This window comes from Mycobacterium sp. NBC_00419 (genome assembly GCF_036023875.1).
Lineage (GTDB): Bacteria > Actinomycetota > Actinomycetes > Mycobacteriales > Mycobacteriaceae > Mycobacterium.
Window position 1 is genome coordinate 2599074 of record NZ_CP107931.1, and the last position, 21210, is coordinate 2620283.

Annotated in this window: 17 protein-coding genes; 13 read left to right on the forward strand and 4 right to left on the reverse strand. The window is 68.3% G+C overall.

Features of this window, described 5'->3' with window-relative positions; all coding sequences use genetic code 11:
• The first annotated feature begins 160 nt into the window (after positions 1-160).
• From OG976_RS12400 to rraA, 7 genes are all read left to right on the forward strand, one after another.
• Positions 161-817 (forward strand): DUF6474 family protein, encoded by a 657-nt coding sequence (locus OG976_RS12400; RefSeq protein WP_328362503.1) that lies wholly within the window; start codon positions 161-163, stop codon positions 815-817.
• A gap of 5 nt (positions 818-822) precedes the next feature.
• Positions 823-1335, forward strand: a complete 513-nt coding sequence (locus tag OG976_RS12405) for a hypothetical protein (protein WP_328362505.1) — start codon at positions 823-825, stop codon at positions 1333-1335.
• Positions 1336-1376: 41 nt separating this feature from the next.
• Complete coding sequence (locus tag OG976_RS12410) at positions 1377-2075, forward strand: YcnI family copper-binding membrane protein (protein ID WP_328362508.1); 699 nt, start codon at positions 1377-1379, stop codon at positions 2073-2075.
• A gap of 35 nt (positions 2076-2110) precedes the next feature.
• Positions 2111-2569, forward strand: coding sequence for a copper resistance CopC family protein (locus OG976_RS12415; protein WP_328363493.1), 459 nt, complete (start codon positions 2111-2113; stop codon positions 2567-2569).
• The gene (locus OG976_RS12420) at positions 2566-3492 is read left to right on the forward strand and encodes a copper resistance D family protein (protein WP_328362511.1); all 927 of its coding nucleotides are present in this window, start codon (positions 2566-2568) and stop codon (positions 3490-3492) included. Before OG976_RS12415 ends, OG976_RS12420 begins: the two co-directional genes overlap by 4 nt.
• Before the next feature lie 79 nt (positions 3493-3571).
• The gene (locus OG976_RS12425; protein ID WP_328362514.1) at positions 3572-3994 is read left to right on the forward strand and encodes an Rv3852 family protein; all 423 of its coding nucleotides are present in this window, start codon (positions 3572-3574) and stop codon (positions 3992-3994) included.
• A gap of 43 nt (positions 3995-4037) precedes the next feature.
• Positions 4038-4520: a ribonuclease E activity regulator RraA gene (gene rraA, locus OG976_RS12430; protein ID WP_328362517.1), complete on the forward strand. Its 483-nt coding sequence runs from the start codon at positions 4038-4040 to the stop codon at positions 4518-4520.
• Here the strand turns inward: rraA and OG976_RS12435 are convergent.
• On the reverse strand, positions 4517-5986 hold the full coding sequence (locus OG976_RS12435; protein ID WP_328362520.1) for a flavin-containing monooxygenase: 1470 nt from the start codon (positions 5984-5986) through the stop codon (positions 4517-4519). The two genes, rraA and OG976_RS12435, sit on opposite strands and share 4 nt — an antisense overlap.
• Positions 5987-6062: 76 nt before the next feature.
• Here OG976_RS12435 and OG976_RS12440 point away from each other — a divergent pair, with 76 nt between their 5' ends.
• Genes OG976_RS12440 through dinB form a run of 3 tightly spaced genes read left to right on the forward strand, consistent with a single transcriptional unit; the run spans position 6063 to position 10544 of the window.
• Entirely contained in the window at positions 6063-6725 is a 663-nt protein-coding gene (locus OG976_RS12440; RefSeq protein ID WP_328362523.1) for a TetR/AcrR family transcriptional regulator, read from the forward strand.
• A 56-nt stretch (positions 6726-6781) separates the two neighbouring features.
• Complete coding sequence (gene ponA2 / locus OG976_RS12445; RefSeq protein ID WP_328362526.1) at positions 6782-9313, forward strand: transglycosylase/D,D-transpeptidase PonA2; 2532 nt, start codon at positions 6782-6784, stop codon at positions 9311-9313.
• 25 nt (positions 9314-9338) lie between these two features.
• Complete coding sequence (dinB, locus tag OG976_RS12450; RefSeq protein ID WP_328362529.1) at positions 9339-10544, forward strand: DNA polymerase IV; 1206 nt, start codon at positions 9339-9341, stop codon at positions 10542-10544.
• Here dinB and OG976_RS12455 read toward each other — a convergent pair.
• On the reverse strand, positions 10529-11539 hold the full coding sequence (locus OG976_RS12455; protein WP_328362532.1) for a PHP domain-containing protein: 1011 nt from the start codon (positions 11537-11539) through the stop codon (positions 10529-10531). The genes dinB and OG976_RS12455 overlap by 16 nt on opposite strands.
• A 99-nt stretch (positions 11540-11638) precedes the next feature.
• On the opposite strand from OG976_RS12455, the gene OG976_RS12460 reads away from it, so the two are divergent.
• The 3 genes from OG976_RS12460 to OG976_RS12470 are packed head-to-tail and all read left to right on the forward strand — an operon-like array spanning position 11639 to position 14537.
• Positions 11639-12016, forward strand: coding sequence for an ArsR/SmtB family transcription factor (locus tag OG976_RS12460; protein ID WP_328362535.1), 378 nt, complete (start codon positions 11639-11641; stop codon positions 12014-12016).
• On the forward strand, positions 12013-13665 hold the full coding sequence (locus OG976_RS12465; RefSeq protein WP_328362538.1) for a SulP family inorganic anion transporter: 1653 nt from the start codon (positions 12013-12015) through the stop codon (positions 13663-13665). Before OG976_RS12460 ends, OG976_RS12465 begins: the two co-directional genes overlap by 4 nt.
• A gap of 14 nt (positions 13666-13679) precedes the next feature.
• Positions 13680-14537, forward strand: a complete 858-nt coding sequence (locus OG976_RS12470; RefSeq protein ID WP_328362540.1) for an LLM class F420-dependent oxidoreductase — start codon at positions 13680-13682, stop codon at positions 14535-14537.
• Positions 14538-14979: 442 nt separating this feature from the next.
• On the opposite strand, the gene OG976_RS12475 is transcribed toward OG976_RS12470, so the two are convergent.
• Together OG976_RS12475 and gltB are read right to left on the reverse strand one after the other, a co-directional pair.
• The gene (locus tag OG976_RS12475; protein ID WP_328362543.1) at positions 14980-16446 is read right to left on the reverse strand and encodes a glutamate synthase subunit beta; all 1467 of its coding nucleotides are present in this window, start codon (positions 16444-16446) and stop codon (positions 14980-14982) included.
• Positions 16439-21037 carry a glutamate synthase large subunit gene (gene gltB, locus OG976_RS12480; protein ID WP_442930467.1) on the reverse strand — a complete coding sequence of 1533 codons (4599 nt, stop codon included), beginning with the start codon at positions 21035-21037 and terminating at the stop codon, positions 16439-16441. Before gltB ends, OG976_RS12475 begins: the two co-directional genes overlap by 8 nt.
• Between the last annotated feature and the right edge of the window lie 173 nt (positions 21038-21210).

A 21210-nucleotide genomic window follows, 5' to 3' on the forward strand; every position in this document is an offset into this window, starting at 1 on the left:
AGTTAGCGGCGCGTACGGTGCGCCGAGTCGGAAGCTTCCCGATCATTGTGGCATAGGCGCAGGTCGTGAACTGCCGCCTTGGGCCGGGCGATAGGGTGGGAACACCTGGTCGCGAGGCCACCTCGCCGATCGCCGACGACCTACCCGGGAGGCAGCAGGGATGGGCCTGTTCACCAAGCGCAAAAGCCGTGCGACCCGTCGTGCGGAAGCCCGCGCGATCAAGGCCCGCGCCAAGCTGGAAGCCCGGCTCGGCGCCAAGAACGAGGCCAAGCGAATCAAGGCTACCGAGCGTGCCGAGAACAGGGCGATCAACGCTCAGCTGAAGGCCGCCCGCGACTCCGACCGGGCCTCGGTGAAGGTTGCCCAGGCCGAGCTGAAAGCCGCCCGCGAGGGCAAACTCCTGTCCCCTGCCCGGATCCGCCGAGCCCTGACGGTCTCGCGGCTGCTGGCCCCGGTCGTCGTGCCGATCGCCTACCGCGCCGCCATCGCCGCGCGGGGGGTTATCGACGAGCGTCGCGCAGACCGGCTCGGTGTCCCGCTGAGCCAGCTCGGCCAGTTCTCCGGTCAGGGCGGGCAGTTGTCCGCGCGGATCGCCGGGGCGGAGAGCACGCTGCGCGCGGTGGCCGACAAGAAGCCCAAAGACGCCGAGACCAAACAGTTCGTCGCCGCGATGACCGAGCGCTTGAGCTCGCTGTCGGCGGCTGTGACGGCAGCCGAGAACATGCCGGGCCCGCGACGACGGGAAGCCCACGCCGCGATCTCCGAACAGCTCGACGGCATCGACGCCGACCTGATGGCCCGCCTCGGCGTGCTCTGACCCCCATGCCCATCCGGCCCGCTGATCCCGCCGCGCTGCGCGGGGTGGCCGTCGGATCGCTGACAGCTGCGCTGGCCGTAACCGCTCACGGCGCCGCCGGAGCGGCGATGTCAGGAGCGGCCCTGGCGCTGCTGCTGCTTGTGTCGGCCGGTGTCGGCGGGCTGGCCAGTTCGGTGCGGCGGGCCGGTGAACCCGTCGTCCTCGTTGCCATGCTGGCGCTGGGTCAGGTCCTCGGACACGTCGTCCTGGCCGCAGCAGGCCATGTCCACGGCGGGTCGCCCGATTCTGCGATGCTGTCGGCGCACCTGCTCGCCGTGGTGGCCGGCGGGTTGTTACTGGCCGGCGCCGAGCGGCTGTATCGGACGCTGTCGAGCGTGCTGCAGGCTCCCGGCGGGCGCCCCAGCCACCGGCCGATGGTCCGCCAGCCGCGACGGCCGACCCGCGCCGATCACCCATTGCAGTCCAGACTTATTGTCGCCGTGTCGATTTCGCATCGAGGGCCGCCCGCCTGGCGTTGACCCCGAATCCGCGAAACTTCGACAACAGAAAGCACAAATTCATGACGACCCACCATCGGTTGGTGCCGCGCGCCCTCAAGACGGCCGCGGTTACCGCCACCTTGACCCTCGGGGCCTGGATCGCTGCGGCGAGCGCAGGCGCCCATGTCCATGTCGAGTCCGACCATGCCATCCGGGGCGACGACGCGCTGGTCACCTTCCAGGTGCCTAACGAGTCGGAAAAGGGTTCTCCCACAACACAAGTCACGATCACGCTGCCCAACGTCTCGTCGGCGAGCACCGATGTGCTGGCAGGCTGGACGGCCAAGCTGGACCGCAACCCGGACGGCGCATACCGGTCGGTCACGTTCACCGCGACACCCAACGCGGGCATCGGAGCCGGGCAGTTCGAACTGTTCCCGATCTCCGTGCAGCTGCCCGATGCCGACTCGGTGACGTTCCCGGTGGTGCAGACCTATGCCGACGGCACCACCGTGCACTGGGATCAGCCCCCGCTGGCCAACGGTGACGAACCCGAATTCCCCGTACCGGCGCTGACGCTGGCCGCCGGACCGCACGAGGCAGAAGAACACCACGCGACGCCGACGGCGCCACCGGCGTCGGCCGCACCGTCGGTCAGCGCCGCCCCCGCCGCCGAGCCCGCCGCCGCCCCGGACAACACCGCCCGAGCCCTGGCCGGGGGTGCACTGCTGGTCGGCGCGATCGGCGTCGGCGTCGCACTCGCCCGGCGCCGAACGTGAGGAAGCTGCTCGCCACGGTCCTGCTGGTCGCCGCCATGGCGATCAGCGGGACCGGCGTGGCGTGGGCGCATGCCGTTCGGGTGGCGGCAGACCCCGCTCCTGACGCGTCGGTCACCGGCGGCCCGAGCCGGGTGACGGCCACTTTCAACGAGCAGTTGCAGGCCGACTTCGCCGCGATGACCGTGGTGGGGCCGGACGGCAACCTCTGGTCGGACGGATCGGCCCAGGTTCAGGGCGCAACGGTCAGCGTCGGGGTTCGCCCACTCGGGCCTGCGGGCACGTACACGGTGAACTACCGGGTCACCTCGGCGGACGGCCACGTCGTCTCCGGCTCGTGGTCGTTCACGTTGACGGCGGCCGGTGCGGGCACCCCCGGCCCGTCGGCGTCGGCCGCCAGTGCGTCGGACGGGGGCCTGCCGGTGTGGCCATTCCTGGCCGGTGCCGCGCTGCTCATCGCCGCCGGTGCGGCGTGGGCGCTACGACGCCGGGCGTGACACCCACCAGCCGACACCTCCTGGGGAGCGCGGCGCTCGCTGCCACCCTGGCGTGGGCGCTGGCCTGGCTGCTGGCCGGCGGCCAGGCCGCTCCCGCGCAGTCGGCGGTTCGGGCGGTCGCCGACTGCGCCGCCGTCGTTGCGCTCGGGCTGGCCGTTGTGCCCGCGCTCGACGAGGTGCGCCACCGGGCGGACATGCTGCGCGCCACGACCGGTCCACTGCTGACGGTGAGCGTGACGTGGCTGCTGGCCGAAGGCGTCCGGTTGGCGATCTCGGCGGCGCAGGCCGCCGACGTTCCCCTGTCACATCTGCGGCTGGCCACCGCCTCGGAGTTCGTCACCACGATCGCGGGGCGGGCAGGACTGATCAGCCTGGTCTGCGCGGCTGCCGCGATCCTCGCCACCGTCATCGGGCCGGGTGAGACCGCTGGGCGCATCGTGGTCGCGGCAGCCGTCGCGACCGGTCTCGGGGCACGCGCGGTGTCAGGGCATCTCGCCGACGGCACCGTGGGTGCGCTGGCGATCGTCGTGCACATCCTTGCTGCGGCGCTGTGGTGCGGCGGCCTGGCCGCGATCGCGCTGACCGTCGAACACCGGGGTCAGTGGGCCCGGATACTGCCGCGGTTCTCCGGGCTGGCGCTGGTCTGCGTGGTTGCGCTGCTGACGGCGGGCACGCTCGGCGCACTGGTCACCGTCGCCAGTCCGGGCGCGCTGATGACCACGGGCTATGGCCGGCTGGTGCTGGCCAAGGCTCTGGTGGCGGCCCTGCTGCTGCTGTTGGGCTGGCTGAACAGGTCTGGCTGGGTCCCTGCCGCGCGGGCCCATCGGATCACGGCGACGCAGTCGCGCGGTCGGGCACAGCGGGAGATCGCCCTGATGGTTGTCGCGCTGACATTGGGCGCGGCACTCTCGGTTGCCGGTTAGCCCGCCGGTCCTTGCGACCCCGCTGGCATGATGGGTACCGCTTGGCGTAGGTGAGAAGACACTGCAAAGGAGCAGCCCGATGGCAGAAGCTCAGGACCAGCCCGAACAGGGTGGTGCCACGCCGCCGGAGCCGCAACAGCCCGAGGAGGCCGTCGCGAAGAAGGCTCCGGCCAAGAAGGCACCGGCCAAGAAGGCGGTGAAGAAGGCGCCCGCCAAGAAGGCGCCCGCGAAGAAGGCACCGGCGAAGAAGGTTGCCCCGCCGGCGCTCGAGGCACCGGCCACCCACGCGGCACTGGCCGCCGGCAACGGATCCCCGCCGGTCGCCGAGGCGGCCCGGGAAGCAGCCGCCAACGCGAAGTCGACGGTGGAGCAGGCCGCCAGCCCGCTGTCGACGCCGTCGGTACCGGCCGTCCCGGAGCCGGGCCGGTCCCCGCTGCCGTTCGCGGTGGCATTCGCCGTCACCGTCCTGCTCGCGTTGCTCATCCGGCGGCTGCGTCGGTGACCGTCACCGTCCTGCTCGCGTTGCTCATCCGGCGGCTGCGTCGGTGACCGTCGCCTTCCGCCCGACCGCCGACCTCGTCGACGACATCGGACCCGAGGTCCGCAGCTGCGATGTCCAGTTCCGCCAGTTCGGCGGTCGCCAGGAGTTCGCCGGGCCGATCAGCACGGTGCGCTGCTTTGAAGACAACGCCTTGCTCAAGTCGGTACTGTCCGAGTCCGGCGACGGCCGCGTTCTGGTCATCGACGGTGCGGCATCCGTGCACGCCGCCCTGGTCGGCGATGTCATCGCCGAGTTGGGGCGCTCCAATGGCTGGGCCGGCGTGATCGTGCACGGCGCGGTACGCGACGCCTCGACGCTGCGCACCCTCGACATCGGCATCAAGGCGCTGGGCACCAATCCGCGCAAGAGCACAAAGACCGGTGCCGGCGAGCGCGATGTGCCCGTGAGTTTCGGGGGCGTCACCTTCACCCCGGGTGAGCTTGCCTACAGCGACGACGACGGTATCGTCGTCACCCCGGCTGGCTAAACCCGCACCGCCGCAAGCTGTCTGGAGAACTGCAGCGCTTCGTCGTCGACCTTGCCGTGCCGGATCAACCGAAGGTCCAGCAGATAGTTCTGCTTGAGTCGCCACGGCGCCCGTGAGCCGGCCTTGGGCAGACGGTCCAGCGCGCGCAGTACGTACCCGGGCGTGAAGTCCAGCAGCGGACGTTCGTCGACCCCGGCGTCCGGACTGCCGGGTTCGACGTGATCGAATCCGCCGGCATCCATGTGATTCAGTACGCGACAGACGAATTCGGAGACCAGGTCGGCCTTGAGGGTCCACGAGGCGTTGGTGTAACCGATCGTGAACGCCATGTTCGGCACGCCGGAGAGCATCATGCCCTTGTAAGCCATGGTGGTGGTCAGGTCCAGGGGTTGCCCGTCCTTGCGGATCTCCGCCCCACCGAAGAGCTGGAGGTTCAGACCCGTTGCGGTGACGATGATGTCGGCTTCCAGTTCACGCCCGGAGCTCAGCTTGATCCCCGTCGCGGTGAAACGCTCGATGGTGTCGGTCACCACCTCGGCGTGGCCCTTGCGGATGGTCCGGAACAGATCGCCGTTGGGGGCCAGGCACAGTCGCTCGTCCCACACCTTGTAGGCCGGGCCGAAGTGCTTCTCGACGTCGTAGCCTTCCGGCAACCGGCGCTGCGCCATCGTCATCAACTGCTTGCGCATGAAGTCGGGGAAGCGCCGGGCCAACCGGTACTGGGCGGACTGGAACAGGATGCTCTTCCACCGGTTCACCACGTAGGCGGGTTTGTCGGGCAGTACCTTGCTGACCCTGCTGGCGAACGGGTCGACATCGGGCAGCGCCCCGATGTAGGTGGGTGAGCGCTGCAGCATGGTCACGTGTGCGGCACCCGAATTCGCAAGCGCCGGAATGAGAGTCACTGCGGTGGCACCACTGCCGATGACGACGACCTGCTTGCAGGTGTAGTCGAGGTCCTCGGGCCAGTGTTGCGGGTGCACGACGGTGCCGGTGAAGTCCTGCGCGCCGGGGAACTCGGGCGAATAGCCCTCGTCGTAGTTGTAGTAGCCGCTGCAGGCAAACAGGAACGAGCAGGTGATGTCGCGTTGTTCGCCGTCGGCTTGGACCCGCACGGTCCACTGGTTATCGGCACTCGACCACTCGGCACTGACGACGCGCTGGTCGTAGCGGATGTGCCGGTCGATGCCGTACTCGCGCACGGTCTCCTGCAGATAGCGCATGATCGACGGCCCGTCGGCGATCGCCTTGGTGTCGGTCCACGGCTTGAACCGGAAACCGAGGGTGAACATGTCGGAGTCCGAGCGGATACCGGGGTACTTGAACAGATCCCAGGTGCCGCCGAGATTGGACCGGCGTTCGAGCACCACGAAGGTCTTGCCCGGGCAGCGGTCCTTCAAATGCCAGGCGGCGCTGATTCCGGAGATCCCTGCGCCCACGATCACCACATCGACGTGTTCGGTCATGCGGTCACGTTATCAACACCGTGTTGAATAGGTCAACGCTGTGTCGAGAAATTCAACACCCTGTAAGGTGAGGGCCGTGTCCGCCGTCAGTCCGACCCGCTCTCGAGGCCGCCGCGCCACCCGTCCCTCGGGTGACGAACGCGAGTCGGCGATCCTCACCACGCTGGAGCGAATGCTCGAGCAGCGGCCGTTCGCCGAGATCTCGGTCGACGACCTCGCCAAGGGCGCGGGCCTGTCGCGGCCGACCTTCTACTTCTACTTCGCGTCCAAGGACGCCGTCCTGGTGCGGCTGTTCGAGCGGATGATCACGGCCGCCGACCCGGCGGCCCTGAAGGCAGCCGACCCGACGGCCGCCGACAATCCCGCACAGGTGTGGCGCGACGGCATCTTCGCGTTCTTCGAAGTGTTGCGGCCACACCGCAACGTGGCGCTGGCCGGGCTGACCGCGATGGGGTCGAGCCCCGGCCTACGGCAGTTGTGGTCGAGGTTCATGACGGCGTGGATTGATCACACCGCCACTCTCATCGAGGCCGAGCGGGCCCGCGGCGCAGCGCCGAACACCATCCCGGCACGCGACCTCGCGACGGCGCTGAACCTGATGAACGAGCGCGTCGTATTCGCCTCGCAGGGCGACCAGGAGCCCACCCTGCCCGAGGACGCCGCTCTCGACGCCGTCGCGCACGTCTGGGTGACGAGCATCTACGGCACCGTGCAGAACATGACGAACGCCACTTCTTAACTCACTGCTTCCTAAACTGGACGGTTCTCCCTCCGGTTGGCCCTAATCTGGCGGACATGTCGGAGGAGCAACCGGGGTTGCCGACCAGGAGAACCACCGTGGCACGGCTGGCGCTGTACTGCCTGCTCGCCGGCGTACTCGTTGCCGGGTTGCTGTTCCCGCTTGTCGGCGGCGCCGGGCTGGTGATCAACAATGCCTCCGATGTGGCGGCCCAGGATTCGGCTCAACTCATGGAAGGCGAAGTGCCCACCGTCTCGACCATGGTGGACGCCGCGGGCAACCCGATCGCCTGGATCTACACCCAGCGGCGCTGGCCGGTCACCACCGACCGGATCGCCGACACGATGAAACTGGCGATCGTCTCCATCGAGGACAAGCGATTTGCCGATCACAACGGGATGGACATCCAGGGCACGCTGACGGGTCTGGCCGGCTTTCTGAAGGGCGACGTCGACACCCGCGGCGGCTCGACGATCGAGCAGCAGTACATCAAGAACTACAACCTTCTGGTCAACGCGCAGACCGATGCCGAGCGGCGGGCCGCCGTCGAGACCACGCCGGCCCGCAAGCTCCGCGAGATCCGGATGGCACTGGCGCTGGACAAGGTGCTGTCCAAGCCCGAGATCCTGACCCGGTATCTGAACCTGGTGTCCTTCGGCAACGGCGCCTACGGCGTCCAGGACGCCGCGAAGACCTATTTCGCGGTCAACGCCGCCGACCTGAACTGGCAGCAGGCCGCACTGTTGGCCGGGATGGTGCAGTCGACCAGTTCGCTCAACCCGTACACCAATCCCGATGCCGCACTTGCCCGCCGCAACCTGGTGCTCGACACCATGATCGAGAACCTGCCCGACAAGGCCGACGAACTGCGCGCCGCCCGCGCACAACCGCTGGGCATCCTGCCCCAGCCCGCGACGCTGCCGGAGGGCTGCATCGCCGCCGGCGACCGCGGATTCTTCTGTGACTACGTCCTGCAGTACCTGGCCAGGGCCGGCATCAGCAAGGCCGACATCGCCCGCAACGGCTACCTGATCAAGACCACGCTGGACCCCAAGGTGCAGAACAGCGTCAAGAAGGCGATCGACTCGGTCGCCAGCCCGACCCTGGACGGCGTGGCCAGCGTCATGACGGTGATCCGGCCGGGCCAAGACGCCCACAAGGTGCTGGCCATGGGCGACAACCGCGGCTACGGCCTGCGGCTGGATGCCGGTGAAACAGTTCAGCCACAACCATTTTCGTTGGCCGGAGACGGCGCCGGATCGATCTTCAAGATCTTCACGACAGCCGCCGCCCTCGAGATGGGCATGGGTATCAACGCTCAACTCGAGGTGCCGCCCACTTTTCAGGGCAAAGGGCTGGGGACCAGCGGCACTCCCGGCTGCCCGCCCGACACCTGGTGTGTGAAGAACGCGGGCGGCTACCGCACGCCGATGAGCGTCACCGACGCGCTGGCGCAGTCGCCCAACACCGCGTTCGCCCGCCTGATCCAGCAGGTCGGTGTGCCGCGCGCGGTGGACATGGCGGTCAAGCTCGGGCTGCGCTCCTACGCCGAGCCGGGCACCGCCCGCGCCTACGATCCGGAGAAGAACGAGAGCCTGGCCGACTTCATCAAGCGGCAGAACCTGGGTTCGTTCACGCTGGGCCCGTTCCAGCTCAACGCGCTGGAGCTGTCCAACGTCGCCGCCACCTTGGCCTCGGGCGGAATGTGGTGCCCGCCAAGCCCGATCGCCGAGATCTTCGATCGAAGTGGCAAACCGGTCGCGGTCGAAACCTCGAAGTGCGAACAGGTCGTGCCGCCGGGGTTGGCCAACACCATGGCCAACGCGCTGAGTAAGGACTCCACCGGCGGCACCGCCGCGAGTTCGGCGGGCTCGGTGGGCTGGAGCCTGCCGATGGCGGGTAAGACCGGAACCACCGAGTCGCACCGCTCCTCGGGATTCCTCGGCTTCACGAACCAGTACGCGGCGGCGAACTACATCTTCGACGACTCACCCAAGCCGGGCGGGCTGTGCTCCTGGCCGCTGCGCAAATGCGGGTACGGCAACCTCTACGGCGGCAACGAGCCGGCCCGGACGTGGTTCACGGCGATGAAGCCGATCGCCGAGGACTTCGGTCCAATCGCGTTGCCCCCCACCGATCCCCGCTATGTCGACGGCGGCCCCGGCAGCGAGGTGCCCAGCATCACCGGACTCAGTGTCGACGCGGCGAAGAGGCGTATACGTGACGCCGGATTCCAGGTCTCCGACCTGCCGACGCCGATCAACAGCTACGCATCCAAGGGATCGGTCGTCGGCACCACCCCGAAGGGCAAGACCATCCCGGGCTCGATCATCACCATCAACACCAGCAATGGCATCGCGCCGGCGCCGCCACCGATGGCTCTGCCCCCGCCGCCACCGGACGCCCCGCCGCCACCGGATGGCCTGCCGCCCCCACCGGACGTCCAGATCATCGAGATACCGGGCCTGCCGCCGATCACGATCCCGATGTTCCCGCCGCCGGCCCCGCCGCCACCACCCCCACCACCGGAGCCACCCCCGCCACCGCCACCACCACCACCGCCGGAGGCCCCGCCGCCACCGCCGTAGGACTGTCGGACCGGCATGCGAACATATGTTCGTGTCCGGCGGTCTGGCGACCATCCTGCACGCTGACCTCGACTCGTTCTACGCATCGGTGGAGCAGCGTGATGACCCGACGCTGCGCGGCCGGCCCGTGATCGTCGGCGGCGGTGTCGTGCTGGCCGCCAGCTATGAGGCCAAGGCGTACGGCGTGCGCACGGCGATGGGCGGCCAGCAGGCTCGTCGGCTGTGCCCGGCCGCCATCGTCGTCCCGCCCCGGATGTCGGCCTACAGCCGCGCCAGCGCGGCCGTGTTCGAGGTGTTCGGTGACGTCACCCCGCTGGTCGAGCCGCTCTCGGTGGACGAGGCGTTCCTCGACGTCTCCGGGCTCCGCCGGCTCAGCGGCGACCCGGTACAGATCGGGGCGCGGCTGCGCGAGCAGGTTCGCGATCGGGTGGGACTGCCCATCACGGTGGGCATTGCGCGCACCAAGTTCCTGGCGAAGGTGGCCAGCCAGCAGGCCAAACCGGATGGGCTGCTGCTGGTTTCGCCCGACGCCGAGCTCGAGTTCCTGCATCCGCTGCCCGTGCGCAGCTTGTGGGGTGTCGGCGCCAAGACCGCGGAAAAGCTCCAGTCGCACGGCATCCACACCGTCGCCCAGGTGGCCGAACTCGGCGAGTCGACGTTGGCCGCACTGGTCGGCGGCGCGATGGGCAGGCAGCTTTTCGCGCTGTCGCGCAACATCGACCGCCGACGGGTGCAGACCGGCAGCCAGCGCCGGTCGGTGGGAGCGCAGCGGGCCCTGGGCAGGCGTCGGATGCCGCCCGCCGAACTCGACGCTGTGGTCGTCGGCCTGGTGGACCGGATCACCCGGCGGATGCGGGCAGCGCAGCGCACGGGACGGACCGTCGTGCTCCGGTTGCGCTTCGACGACTTCGATCGGGTCACCCGCTCACGCACAATGCCGCGGGCGACGGCGTCGACCGAGGCCGTGTTGGCGACGGCCCGGGCGCTCGTCGGGGAGGCGGCGCCGCTGATCGCCGAGCGGGGCATCACGCTGATCGGGTTCGCGGTCTCCAACATCGACCGCGACGGGGCCCAGCAGCTGGAGTTGCCGCTCGACGGTCCGCAACCCGACCTGCTCGACCTCGATGCCGCGGTCGACAGAGTGCGCCGCCGCTACGGCAACTCGGCGGTGACCCGCGGCGTGCTGGTGGGCCGGGACCCCGGCCTGGAGATGCCTCAGCTTCCAGACTGAGCCCAGCCGACGAGCTTGTCCGCCGACCAGGTGTTGATGATCCGGTCGACGGGGACGTCGGCGTCCAGCGCGCGCTGTGCGCCGTAGCCCAGGAAGTCCAGCTGGCCGGGCGCGTGGGCGTCGGTGTCGATGGAGAACTCGCAGCCGATCTCCAGGGCGAGGTTCAGCAACCGGGTCGGTGGGTCGCGACGCTCCGGGCGGGAGTTGATCTCGACGGCCGTCCGGTGCGTGTGGCAGGCGTGAAACACCTTCTCCGCGTCGAAACTCGACTCGGCCCGGATGCCGCGACTGCCCGTCACCAGCCGGCCCGTGCAGTGCCCGAGCACGTTGACGCGGGAGTTGGTCACCGCGCGCACCATGCGCCGCGTCATCGACGGGGCGTCCATCGAGAGCTTGGAGTGCACGCTGGCCACCACGATGTCGAGGCGGTCGAGCAGCTCAGAATCCTGATCGAGGGTGCCGTCGTCGAGAATGTCGACCTCGATGCCGGTCAGGATGCGCAGCGGCGCCACCTTCTCGCGCAGCTCGTCGATGATGTCGAGCTGGCGACGCAGGCGCTCAGCCGACAGCCCGTTGGCGATCCTGAGGCGCGGCGAGTGGTCGGTCAGCGCACAGTACTCGTGTCCCAGCGCCGCGGCGGTGAGCATCATCTCCTCGATCGGGGCGGAGCCGTCCGACCAGTTGGAATGACAGTGCAGATCGCCCCGGATGGCAGTCCTGATGTGCCCGCCTCCGAGATCCGTTGCCGTCGAGCGCAATTCGACAAGCGCGTCGGGGATCTCGCCACCGACGGCCTGGGCGATGACGGTGGCGGTCTTGGGTCCGATCCCGGGGATCGACTGCCAGGTGTTGGCCGTGGCGTGCCGGTCACGCGCGGTCTCGTCGAGGGCTTCGACGATGTCGGCAGCCTTGCGGTAGGCCATCACACGTCGGGAGTCCTCCCGCGCGCGGTCCTTGTAGTACGCGATCTCGCGCAGGGCGGCCACCGGGTCCATCACTCCAGTCTGCTCCCGGTTTTGGCCGCACTGCCATCCACGGCTACAGTGGATTGAGGAATCGTTCAATCCATCAATCAGTATCAAGTGAGGATCGCCGTGCCCAGCACCGTTCCCGGCGGAACCGAACGGCCGCTCTACGAGATCAAGGCCAACCTGTTCAAGGCGCTGGCCCATCCGGCCCGCATCCGGGTCCTGGAAATCCTGTCGGCCAACGCCCGCGCCACCACGGTCAGCGAGATCCTCGCCCACACCGATATCGAGCCCACCCTGCTGTCGCAGCATCTGGCCGTCCTCAAGCGCCACCAGGTGGTCCGCGCCGAACGGGTCGGCAACGCGGTCTACTACGAGCTCGCCCACCCCTCGATCCGCGACCTGCTCGTGATCGCCCGCGCCTTCCTGGCCGACACCCTCAAATCCCAGCAGCAACAGCTCGAGGCGTTCGCCGCGCTACCGCCGATCGGCGGGCCCAAGTGATCGCCACAGCGGCAGGCAGCATCGCCCGGCTGCTGCCCCACCGCAGTGACTACGCAGGCCTGTCCCGGTCATGGCGTCGCGACATCCTGGCCGGGGTCACCGTCGGGGTGGTGGCACTGCCGCTGGCCCTGGCGTTCGGCATCAGCTCCGGAGTGGGTGCGGCCGCCGGTCTCATCACCGCCGTCATCGCCGGCCTGGTCGCCGCGGTGTTCGGCGGATCCCACGTCCAGGTGTCCGGGCCGACGGGCGCGATGGCAGTGGTGCTGGCGCCGATCGTCGCCCTGCACGGGATCGGCAGCGTGGCGCTGGTGACCGTGCTGGCCGGAGTGGTCGTGCTGACCGCGGGCATCTCCGGTCTGGGACGCGCGGTCACCTTCATCCCGTGGCCGGTCATCGAGGGCTTCACCCTCGGCATCGCCGCCATCATCTTCTTGCAGCAGGTTCCCGCCGCGTTCGGCACCACTTCCCCGGCCGGCCAGCGCACGCTGGTGGCGGCGTGGAATGTCGTCGCCCACGCCGAATGGGGTTCGGCGTGGCGGACTTTGGCGGTCGTCGCCTTCGTCGCCGTCCTGATGCTCGGCCTGCCCCTCGTGCACCGCAGCATCCCGGAGTCGCTGACCGCCGTCGTCGCCGCCACGGTGATCGTGGTGGCCTTCCACATCCCGGTCGCCAGCATCGGGGCACTGCCGTCGCATCTGCCGGCCCCGGTCATGCCGCACGCCGACCTCGGGTCGGCGCGGACACTGCTCGGCGCCGCGCTGGCCATCGCCGCACTGGCGGCGATCGAGTCGCTGCTGTCGGCCCGGGTGGCGGCCACCATGTCGCCGACCGGTCCGTACGACCCTGACCGTGAGCTCGTCGGACAGGGGCTGGCCTCGGTGGCCTCGGGCCTATTCGGTGGCATGCCCGCCACCGGCGCGATTGCCCGCACCGCGGTCAACGTGCGCTCCGGTGCGCGCACCCGGGTGTCGGCGATCGTGCACTCGGTTCTGCTGCTCGGCATCGTGTACCTGGCGACCGGGCCGGTGGCCGCAATTCCGTTGTCCGCCTTGGCCGGCGTGCTGATGGTGACCTCGTTCCGGATGATCTCGGTGACGACGGTGCGCAAGATCCTGCGCTCGACCCGGTCGGACGCGGCCACGTTCGTCCTGACGGCGTTCGTCACGATCGGCTTCGACCTGATCGAAGCGGTGGAGATCGGCCTGCTCTTCGCGGCGTTCTTCGCGCTGCGGACCGTGGCGCGGCGCAGCAGTGTGGTGCGCGAGGAGCTGCCCGGCCCGAGTCAGCCCGGTGACGAGCGCATCGCGTTGCTCCGCCTTGATGGCGCGATGTTCTTCGGTGCGGCCGAACGCATTTCGGGAGCGATCACCGATGCGGAGCGTCCCGAGGTCACCGTCGTGATCATCCGGATGTCACAGCTGGGCATGCTCGACGCCACCGGCGCGCACACCCTGGCCGAGATCGCCGAGGAACTCGAGTCCCGCGGAATCACGGTGATCATCAAGGGAGTGCGGCCCGAGCACATGACCCTGCTGGAGAACATGGGGATCGTCGACGCGCTGCGCCACGAGAACCACCTGATCGATTCCTTCGACGAGGCCATCGCCCACGCCCGCTCGCACGTGGCGCACGCCGCCAACCCGGGTTGAGTAGGGTTGATCGAGTGCGATTCGCGTTCAAAACATCACCGCAGAACACCACCTGGGCCGACATGCTGGCGGTCTGGCAGGCCGCCGACGATATCGAGGTCTACGAGTCCGGCTGGACGTTCGACCACTTCTATCCGATCTTCGCCGACCCGTCGGGCCCGTGCCTGGAGGGCTGGACCACGCTGACCGCCTTGGCGCAGGCGACCACGCGGCTGCGGCTCGGCACGCTGGTGACGGGCATCCACTATCGCCACCCGGCCGTGCTGGCCAATATGGCAGCGGCGCTGGACATCATCTCGGGCGGGCGGCTCGAACTCGGCATCGGCGCCGGGTGGAACGAAGAAGAGTCCGGCGCCTACGGCATCGAGCTGGGCAGCATCAAGGAGCGCTTCGACCGTTTCGAAGAGGCCTGCCAGGTCCTCAAGGGTCTGTTGAGCCAGGAAACTACGGACTTCGACGGCAAGTACTACCAACTGAAGGCTGCCCGCAACGAGCCCAAGGGGCCACAACGTCCGCATCCGCCGATCTGTATCGGTGGCAGCGGTGAGAAGCGGACCCTGCGGATCACCGCCAAGTACGCCGACCACTGGAACTTCGTCGGTGGACCACCCGAGGAATTCGCCCGCAAGCGCGACGTGCTGAAGGCGCACTGTGCCGACGTCGGCCGCAACCCGAAGGACATCATGCTGTCGGCGCATGTGCGCCTGGACCCCGAACGCGGATACCGCGGCGTGATCGAGGATTCCATCGCGCTGGGCGCCGAAGGACTGGACCTTGCGATCGTGTACCTGCCGACCCCGCACGACCCGGCGGTCCTCGAACCGTTGGCGGAGGCGATCCGCGATTCCGGGCTGTGGCGTCCGGCCGACTGAGCCAGACAACGCCGTTGCGTGGGCCGGCAAAATATTTGCAGCGTCAACTGCCGCCGGAAACCGTTGCTAGAAGCCGAAACGAACGAGTTCGTCGGCAGTGGCAAGCCGCTCCAGTCGTTCCGGAAACCCCCGGCTCTTCACCGGGTGCCGGAACAATGACCAGGCTATACGCGCTACCCGCGAGCGAGATATCGGGTTGAGGTACACAAGGATCACTCCTGTGGTCGACTTCCAATGACCGGAGCACTACTTTACCGCAGCGACCGCTCCAGCAATTAGACATAGATCACACTGCAAACCTGAGAAGGCGCGCCGATGAATCATCTGATGATTCTGGTGTGACTGGAGTGGCTACAGAGGTTCGGCCCGTCGCCGAGATTGAACCTACGCAGGGGCCTACTCGCACTTTTCCTGCGTGAGTTCAGTCTCGACGAAGACGTGCCTAGCGCTGCGGGGCGGCCGTCGGCCTGATCGGAGCCGGCAGCGCCGAATGACCCATCAGGTGGCGGTCCACGGCGGCAGCGGCAGCTCGCCCCTCGGCGATCGCCCAGACGATCAACGACTGGCCGCGGCCCATGTCACCGGCCACGTAGACGCCCTTCACCGAGGTGTCGAAGTCCTTGCCGCGCGCCACGTTGCCGCGCCCGTCGAGCTCGACACCGAGATCGGTCAACAGGCCCGGCCGCTCGGGGCCGACGAAGCCCATCGCCAGCAGAATCAGGTCGGCCTCGAGTTCGAAGTCGGTGCCCTCGACCTTCTCGAACTTGCCGCCGGACATCACCACTTCGTGGGCGCGCAGCCCGGTGACCTTGCCCTCGTTGCCGAGGAACTTCTCGGTGTTGACCGAGAACACCCGCTCGCCACCCTCCTCGTGGGCCGAGGACACCCGGAACACCAGCGGGTAGGTCGGCCACGGGGTGACGTCTGCCCGGGTCTCCGGCGGGCGCGGCATGATCTCGAACTGGTGCACGCTGGCGGCGCCCTGACGATGCGCGGTGCCCAGGCAGTCGGCGCCGGTGTCGCCGCCGCCGATGATGATCACCTTCTTGCCCTTGGCGGTGATCGGCGGCTGGCCGTCCTCGTCGACCACGGGATCGCCCTGCTGAACCTTGTTGGCCCACGGCAGGTACTCCATGGCCTGATAGATGCCCTCGAACTGGCGGCCCGGGATCGGCAGGTCACGCCAGGCGGTCGCGCCGCCGGCCAGCACGACCGCGTCGTACTCGTCGCGCAGCTGCTCGACGGTGATGTCGACGCCCACGTTGACGCCGGCGCGGAAGGTGGTGCCCTCGGCCTCCATCTGGGCCAGCCGGCGGTCGATGTGGCGCTTTTCCATCTTGAACTCGGGGATGCCGTAACGCAGCAGCCCGCCGATGCGGTCGGCCCGCTCGAAGACCGTGACGTCGTGTCCGGCGCGGGTCAGCTGCTGGGCGGCGGCGAGCCCGGCGGGGCCGGAGCCGACGACGGCGACCTTCTTGCCGGTGATCACGTGCGGCGGCATCGGGACGACCCAGCCCTCATCGAAGGCGTTGTCGATGATCTCGACCTCGACCTGCTTGATCGTCACCGGATCCTGGTTGATACCGAGCACACAGGACGCCTCACACGGCGCGGGGCACAGCCGCCCGGTGAACTCCGGGAAGTTGTTGGTGGCGTGCAACCGCTCGATCGCATCCTGCCAGCGGTCCCGGTATACCAGGTCGTTCCACTCCGGAATGAGGTTGCCCAGCGGACAGCCGTTGTGGCAGAACGGGATTCCACAGTCCATGCAGCGCGACGCCTGATGCTCCAGGGTGTCATGGGAGAAGTCCTCGTAGACCTCTTTCCAGTCCCGCAGGCGCAGATCCACCGGACGGCGGGTCGGCAACTCGCGGTGGGTGAACTTCATGAAGCCTGACGGATCAGCCATGAGCTGCCGCCATGATCGCCTTGTCGACATCCTCGCCGGCAGCCTCGGCTGCGGCGATGGCCTGCAGCACCAGCTTGTAGTCGCGCGGCATTACTTTCACGAAGTTACCTACCTGTTCCGGCCAGTTCGCCAAGATGCGCTGGCCCACAGCCGAATCGGTGGCATCGGTATGCGCGGCAATCATGTCGCGCAGCCACCCTTCGTCGGAGTCGTCGAATTCGTCGATGTCCACCATCTCGGTGTTGAGGTTGGCGGGCAGCTGCCCGTCGGGGTCGTACACGTACGCCACGCCACCGGACATACCCGCGGCGAAGTTGCGGCCGGTCTCACCGAGGATGACCACCCGGCCACCGGTCATGTACTCGCAGCCGTGATCGCCGACACCCTCGACCACCGCTTGGGCGCCGGAGTTACGCACGGCGAACCGCTCGCCCACCGTGCCGCGGATGAACGCCTGGCCGGCAGTGGCGCCGAACAGGATGACGTTGCCGCCGATGATGTTGTCCTCGGCGACATAGCCTTCCGGAGCGTTGTCCGACGGGCGCAGCACGATCCGGCCACCCGAGAGACCCTTGCCGACGTAGTCGTTGGCGTCGCCGTAGACCCGCAGGGTGATGCCCTTGGGCACGAACGCACCGAAGCTGTTGCCTGCCGACCCGGTGAACGTGATGTCGATGGTGCTGTCCGGAAGACCTTTGGCGCCATAGGCTTTGGTCAGCTCGTGGCCCAGCATGGTGCCGACGGTGCGGTTGGTGTTGGCGATCGTCGTGGCGAAGCGGACGGGCGTACCGGAGTCCAGCGCCTCCCGGCTCATCACGATGAGCTGCTGATCAAGCGCCTTGTCCAGACCGTGGTCCTGACGCGAGCTGCAGTACAGGTCCTGGTTCATGAAGGCCGAATCCGGCTCGTGCAGAACCGGAGTCAGGTCCAGCTTGTGGGCCTTCCAGTGCTCGGCGGCCTGCGTGGTGTCCAGCGCGCTGACCTGGCCGACCATCTCGTTGACGGTGCGGAAGCCCAGCTGGGCCATGAGTTCGCGGACCTCTTCGGCGATGAACATGAAGAAGTTCTCCACGAACTCCGGCTTGCCGTTGAACCGCTCACGCAGCACCGGGTTCTGGGTGGCCACCCCCACCGGGCAGGTGTCGAGGTGGCAGACCCGCATCATGATGCAACCCGAGACCACCAGCGGCGCGGTGGCGAAGCCGAACTCCTCGGCTCCCAGCAGCGCGGCGACGACGACGTCACGGCCGGTCTTGAGCTGGCCGTCGACCTGGACCACGATCCGGTCCCGAAGTCCGTTGAGCAGCAAGGTCTGCTGCGTCTCGGCCAGGCCCAACTCCCACGGCGCACCGGCATGCTTCATCGACGTCAGGGGGGTCGCACCCGTGCCGCCGTCGTGACCGGAGATCAGCACCACGTCGGCGTGCGCCTTGGACACACCGGCCGCGACGGTGCCGACGCCGTTCTCCGACACCAGCTTCACGTGCACGCGGGCCTGCGGGTTGGCGTTCTTCAGGTCGTGGATCAGCTGCGCCAGATCCTCGATCGAGTAGATGTCGTGGTGCGGCGGCGGCGAGATCAGACCCACGCCGGGCGTCGAGTGTCGCACCTCGGCCACCCACGGGTACACCTTGTGACCCGGAAGCTGGCCGCCCTCACCGGGTTTGGCGCCCTGGGCCATTTTGATCTGGATGTCGGTGCAGTTGCTCAGGTAGTGCGAGGTCACCCCGAACCGGCCGGAGGCCACCTGCTTGATCGCGCTGCGCCGCCAGTCGCCGTTCGGGTCGCGGTCGAAACGCTTGACGTCCTCGCCGCCCTCACCGGAGTTCGACCGGGCACCGAGACGGTTCATCGCGATCGCCAGCGTCTCGTGCGCCTCGGCCGAGATCGAGCCGTAGCTCATCGCACCGGTGGAGAACCGCTTGACGATATCGGCGGCCGACTCCACCTCTTCGATCGGAATCGACGGGCGCGCACCGTCTTTGAACTTCAGCAGGCCGCGCAGCGAGGCCATCCGCTCGCTCTGGTCGTCGACCAGCTTGGTGTACTCCTTGAAGATCGAGTACTGCCCGGTGCGGGTGGAATGCTGCAGCTTGAACACCGTGTCCGGATTGAACAGGTGGTACTCGCCTTCGCGGCGCCACTGGTATTCGCCACCGACCTCGAGTTCGCGGTGGGCGCGCTCGTCGGGGCGATCCAGGTAGGCCAGCTGGTGGCGGGTGGCGACGTCGGCGGCGATGTCGTCGAGGTCGATCCCGCCGACCGGGCAGTACAGCCCGGTGAAGTACTCGTCGAGCACCGCCTGCGAGATGCCGATGGCCTGGAACAGCTGGGCGCCGGTGTAGGAGGCCAGGGTGGAGATGCCCATCTTCGACATCACCTTCAGCACACCCTTGCCGGCTGCCTTGATGTAATTCTGCAGGGCCTTCTCACGGTCGATGCCCTGGATGACGCCTCTGTCGATCATGTCGGCGATCGACTCGAAGGCCATGTAGGGGTTGACCGCGGCGGCACCGAAGCCCACCAGCGCGGCCATGTGGTGCACCTCGCGGGCGTCACCGGCCTCCACGACCAGGCCCACCTGGGTGCGGGTGCGGGTGCGGACCAGGTGGTGGTGGATGGCCGAGACGGCCAGCAGCGACGGGATCGGCGCCAGGTTCTCGTTGGACTCCCGATCGGAGATGATCAGCAGCTGCGCACCCTCAGCGATGGCTTTCGACGCCGCGTCGCGGATGTCGTCGAGCGCGCGACGCAGGCCCTCGCCGCCCTTGGCGACCGGGTACAGACATCGGATGACGGCCGAGCGCATCCCGTGCTTGCGGCCGCGGATCTCGTTATCGGGGTCGAGGTTGATCAGCTTGGCCAGCTCGTGGTTGCGCAGGATCGGCTGCGGCAACACGATCTGGTGGCAGGACTGTGCGGTCGGGTTGAGCAGGTCGCCCTCCGGGCCGACGGTGCCCTGCAGGCTCGTCACCACCTCTTCGCGGATGGCGTCCAGCGGCGGGTTGGTCACCTGGGCGAACAGCTGCTGGAAGTAGTCGAACAGCATCCGCGGCCGTGCGGAGAGCACCGCGATCGGGGTGTCGGTGCCCATCGAGCCGAGCGGCTCGGCCCCGGCGCGCGCCATCGGCGCCACCAGCAGGTTGAGCTCCTCGTAGGTGTAGCCGAAGGCCTGCTGGCGCAGCACCACCCGGTGGTGCGGCATCCGCACGTACGGGCCCTGGGGCAGGTCGTCGAGGTGGAACAGCTGCTCGTCGAGCCAGTCCTGGTAGGGGTTCTGCTCGGCCAGTTCGGCCTTGATCTCCTCGTCGGCGACGATGCGGCCCTGGGCGGTGTCGACCAGGAACATGCGGCCGGGCTGCAGCCGCATGCGCTTGACCACCTTGGCCGGGTCCAGGTCGAGCACGCCGGCTTCGGAGGCCATGACCACCAGGCCGTCGTCGGTGATCCAGATCCGCGAGGGCCGCAGGCCGTTGCGGTCGAGGACGGCGCCGACGACGGTGCCGTCGGAGAAGCACACCGAGGCGGGGCCGTCCCACGGCTCCATCAGCGAGGAGTGGTACTCGTAGAACGCGCGTTGCGCCGGGTCCATCGACGCGTTGCGCTCCCAGGCCTCCGGGATCATCATCAGCACGGCGTGGGCCAGGCTGCGCCCGCCCAGGTGCAGCAGTTCGAGAACCTCGTCGAAGCGTGCGGTGTCCGAGGCGCCGGGGGTGCAGACCGGGAAGACCTTCTCGACGTCGGTGCCGAAGATCTCGGTCTTGATCAGTGCCTCGCGGGCGCGCATCCAGTTCTCGTTGCCGGTGACGGTGTTGATCTCACCGTTGTGGGCGATCCGGCGGAACGGGTGGGCCAGCGGCCACGACGGGAAGGTGTTGGTGGAGAACCGCGAATGCACAACGCCCAGAGCGCTTTCCATGCGCTCGTCTTGCAGGTCGAGGTAGAACGCCTTGAGCTGCGGGGTGGTCAGCATGCCCTTGTAGACGAAGGTCTGACCGGAAAGGCTTGGGAAATAGACGGTTTCGCGTCCGGGGCCGTCCTGGCCGGGGCCCTTGGAGCCCAGCTCGTGCTCGGCGCGCTTGCGGATCACGTAAGCCTTGCGCTCCAGGTCCATCCCGGAGGCCCCGCCGATGAACACCTGGCGGAAGGTGGGCATCGCGTCGCGGGACAGCGCGCCCAGCGAGGAGTCGTCGGTGGGCACGTCGCGCCAGCCGAGCACCTGCAGGCCTTCGGCTTCGACGATCTTCTCGACGGCCTCACATGCCGTGACGGCGTCACGGGCGGACTGCGGCAGGAAGGCAATGCCGGTGGCGTACGAACCCTCGGCCGGAAGCTCGAAGTCGACAACGGCACGCAGGAAGCTGTCGGGAACCTGAAGCAGGATGCCCGCGCCGTCGCCGCTGTGCGGCTCGGCACCGGCGGCACCGCGGTGTTCTAGGTTCAGCAGGGCGGTGATCGCCTTGTCGACGATGTCGCGGCTGCGCCGCCCGTGCATGTCGACCACCATGGCGACGCCACACGCATCATGTTCATACGCGGGGTTGTACAGCCCGACACTCCTGGGCATTCGCACCTGGCCCTTCACAAGCATTATTTGCGCGACAAATCGTGATACGTCGCCGCGCCCCGTCAGGGGGTCCTCCGTGCGTCGGTGAACGGCGGCCCTACTGTGGTGTCAACAAGTCGTAAAACGATATGACAAACACCGCCTGACATGCCAACTTAGTGCAGGCTAAGTTGGCTGGCGGGCGGTTCTGCGCCGCG

What these genes read in the sequence shown, in the direction of transcription:
- gltB (WP_442930467.1), bottom strand. Translation starts at nt 21,037, where the DNA reads ATGCTTGTGAAGGGCCAGGTGCGAATGCCCAGGAGTGTCGGGCTGTAC.
- OG976_RS12435 (WP_328362520.1), bottom strand. Translation starts at nt 5,986, where the DNA reads ATGACCGAACACGTCGATGTGGTGATCGTGGGCGCAGGGATCTCCGGA.
- ponA2 (WP_328362526.1), top strand. Translation starts at nt 6,782, where the DNA reads ATGTCGGAGGAGCAACCGGGGTTGCCGACCAGGAGAACCACCGTGGCA.
- OG976_RS12405 (WP_328362505.1), top strand. Translation starts at nt 823, where the DNA reads ATGCCCATCCGGCCCGCTGATCCCGCCGCGCTGCGCGGGGTGGCCGTC.
- OG976_RS12455 (WP_328362532.1), bottom strand. Translation starts at nt 11,539, where the DNA reads ATGGACCCGGTGGCCGCCCTGCGCGAGATCGCGTACTACAAGGACCGC.
- OG976_RS12410 (WP_328362508.1), top strand. Translation starts at nt 1,377, where the DNA reads ATGACGACCCACCATCGGTTGGTGCCGCGCGCCCTCAAGACGGCCGCG.
- OG976_RS12425 (WP_328362514.1), top strand. Translation starts at nt 3,572, where the DNA reads ATGGCAGAAGCTCAGGACCAGCCCGAACAGGGTGGTGCCACGCCGCCG.
- OG976_RS12400 (WP_328362503.1), top strand. Translation starts at nt 161, where the DNA reads ATGGGCCTGTTCACCAAGCGCAAAAGCCGTGCGACCCGTCGTGCGGAA.
- OG976_RS12415 (WP_328363493.1), top strand. Translation starts at nt 2,111, where the DNA reads ATGGCGATCAGCGGGACCGGCGTGGCGTGGGCGCATGCCGTTCGGGTG.
- OG976_RS12475 (WP_328362543.1), bottom strand. Translation starts at nt 16,446, where the DNA reads ATGGCTGATCCGTCAGGCTTCATGAAGTTCACCCACCGCGAGTTGCCG.
- dinB (WP_328362529.1), top strand. Translation starts at nt 9,339, where the DNA reads ATGTTCGTGTCCGGCGGTCTGGCGACCATCCTGCACGCTGACCTCGAC.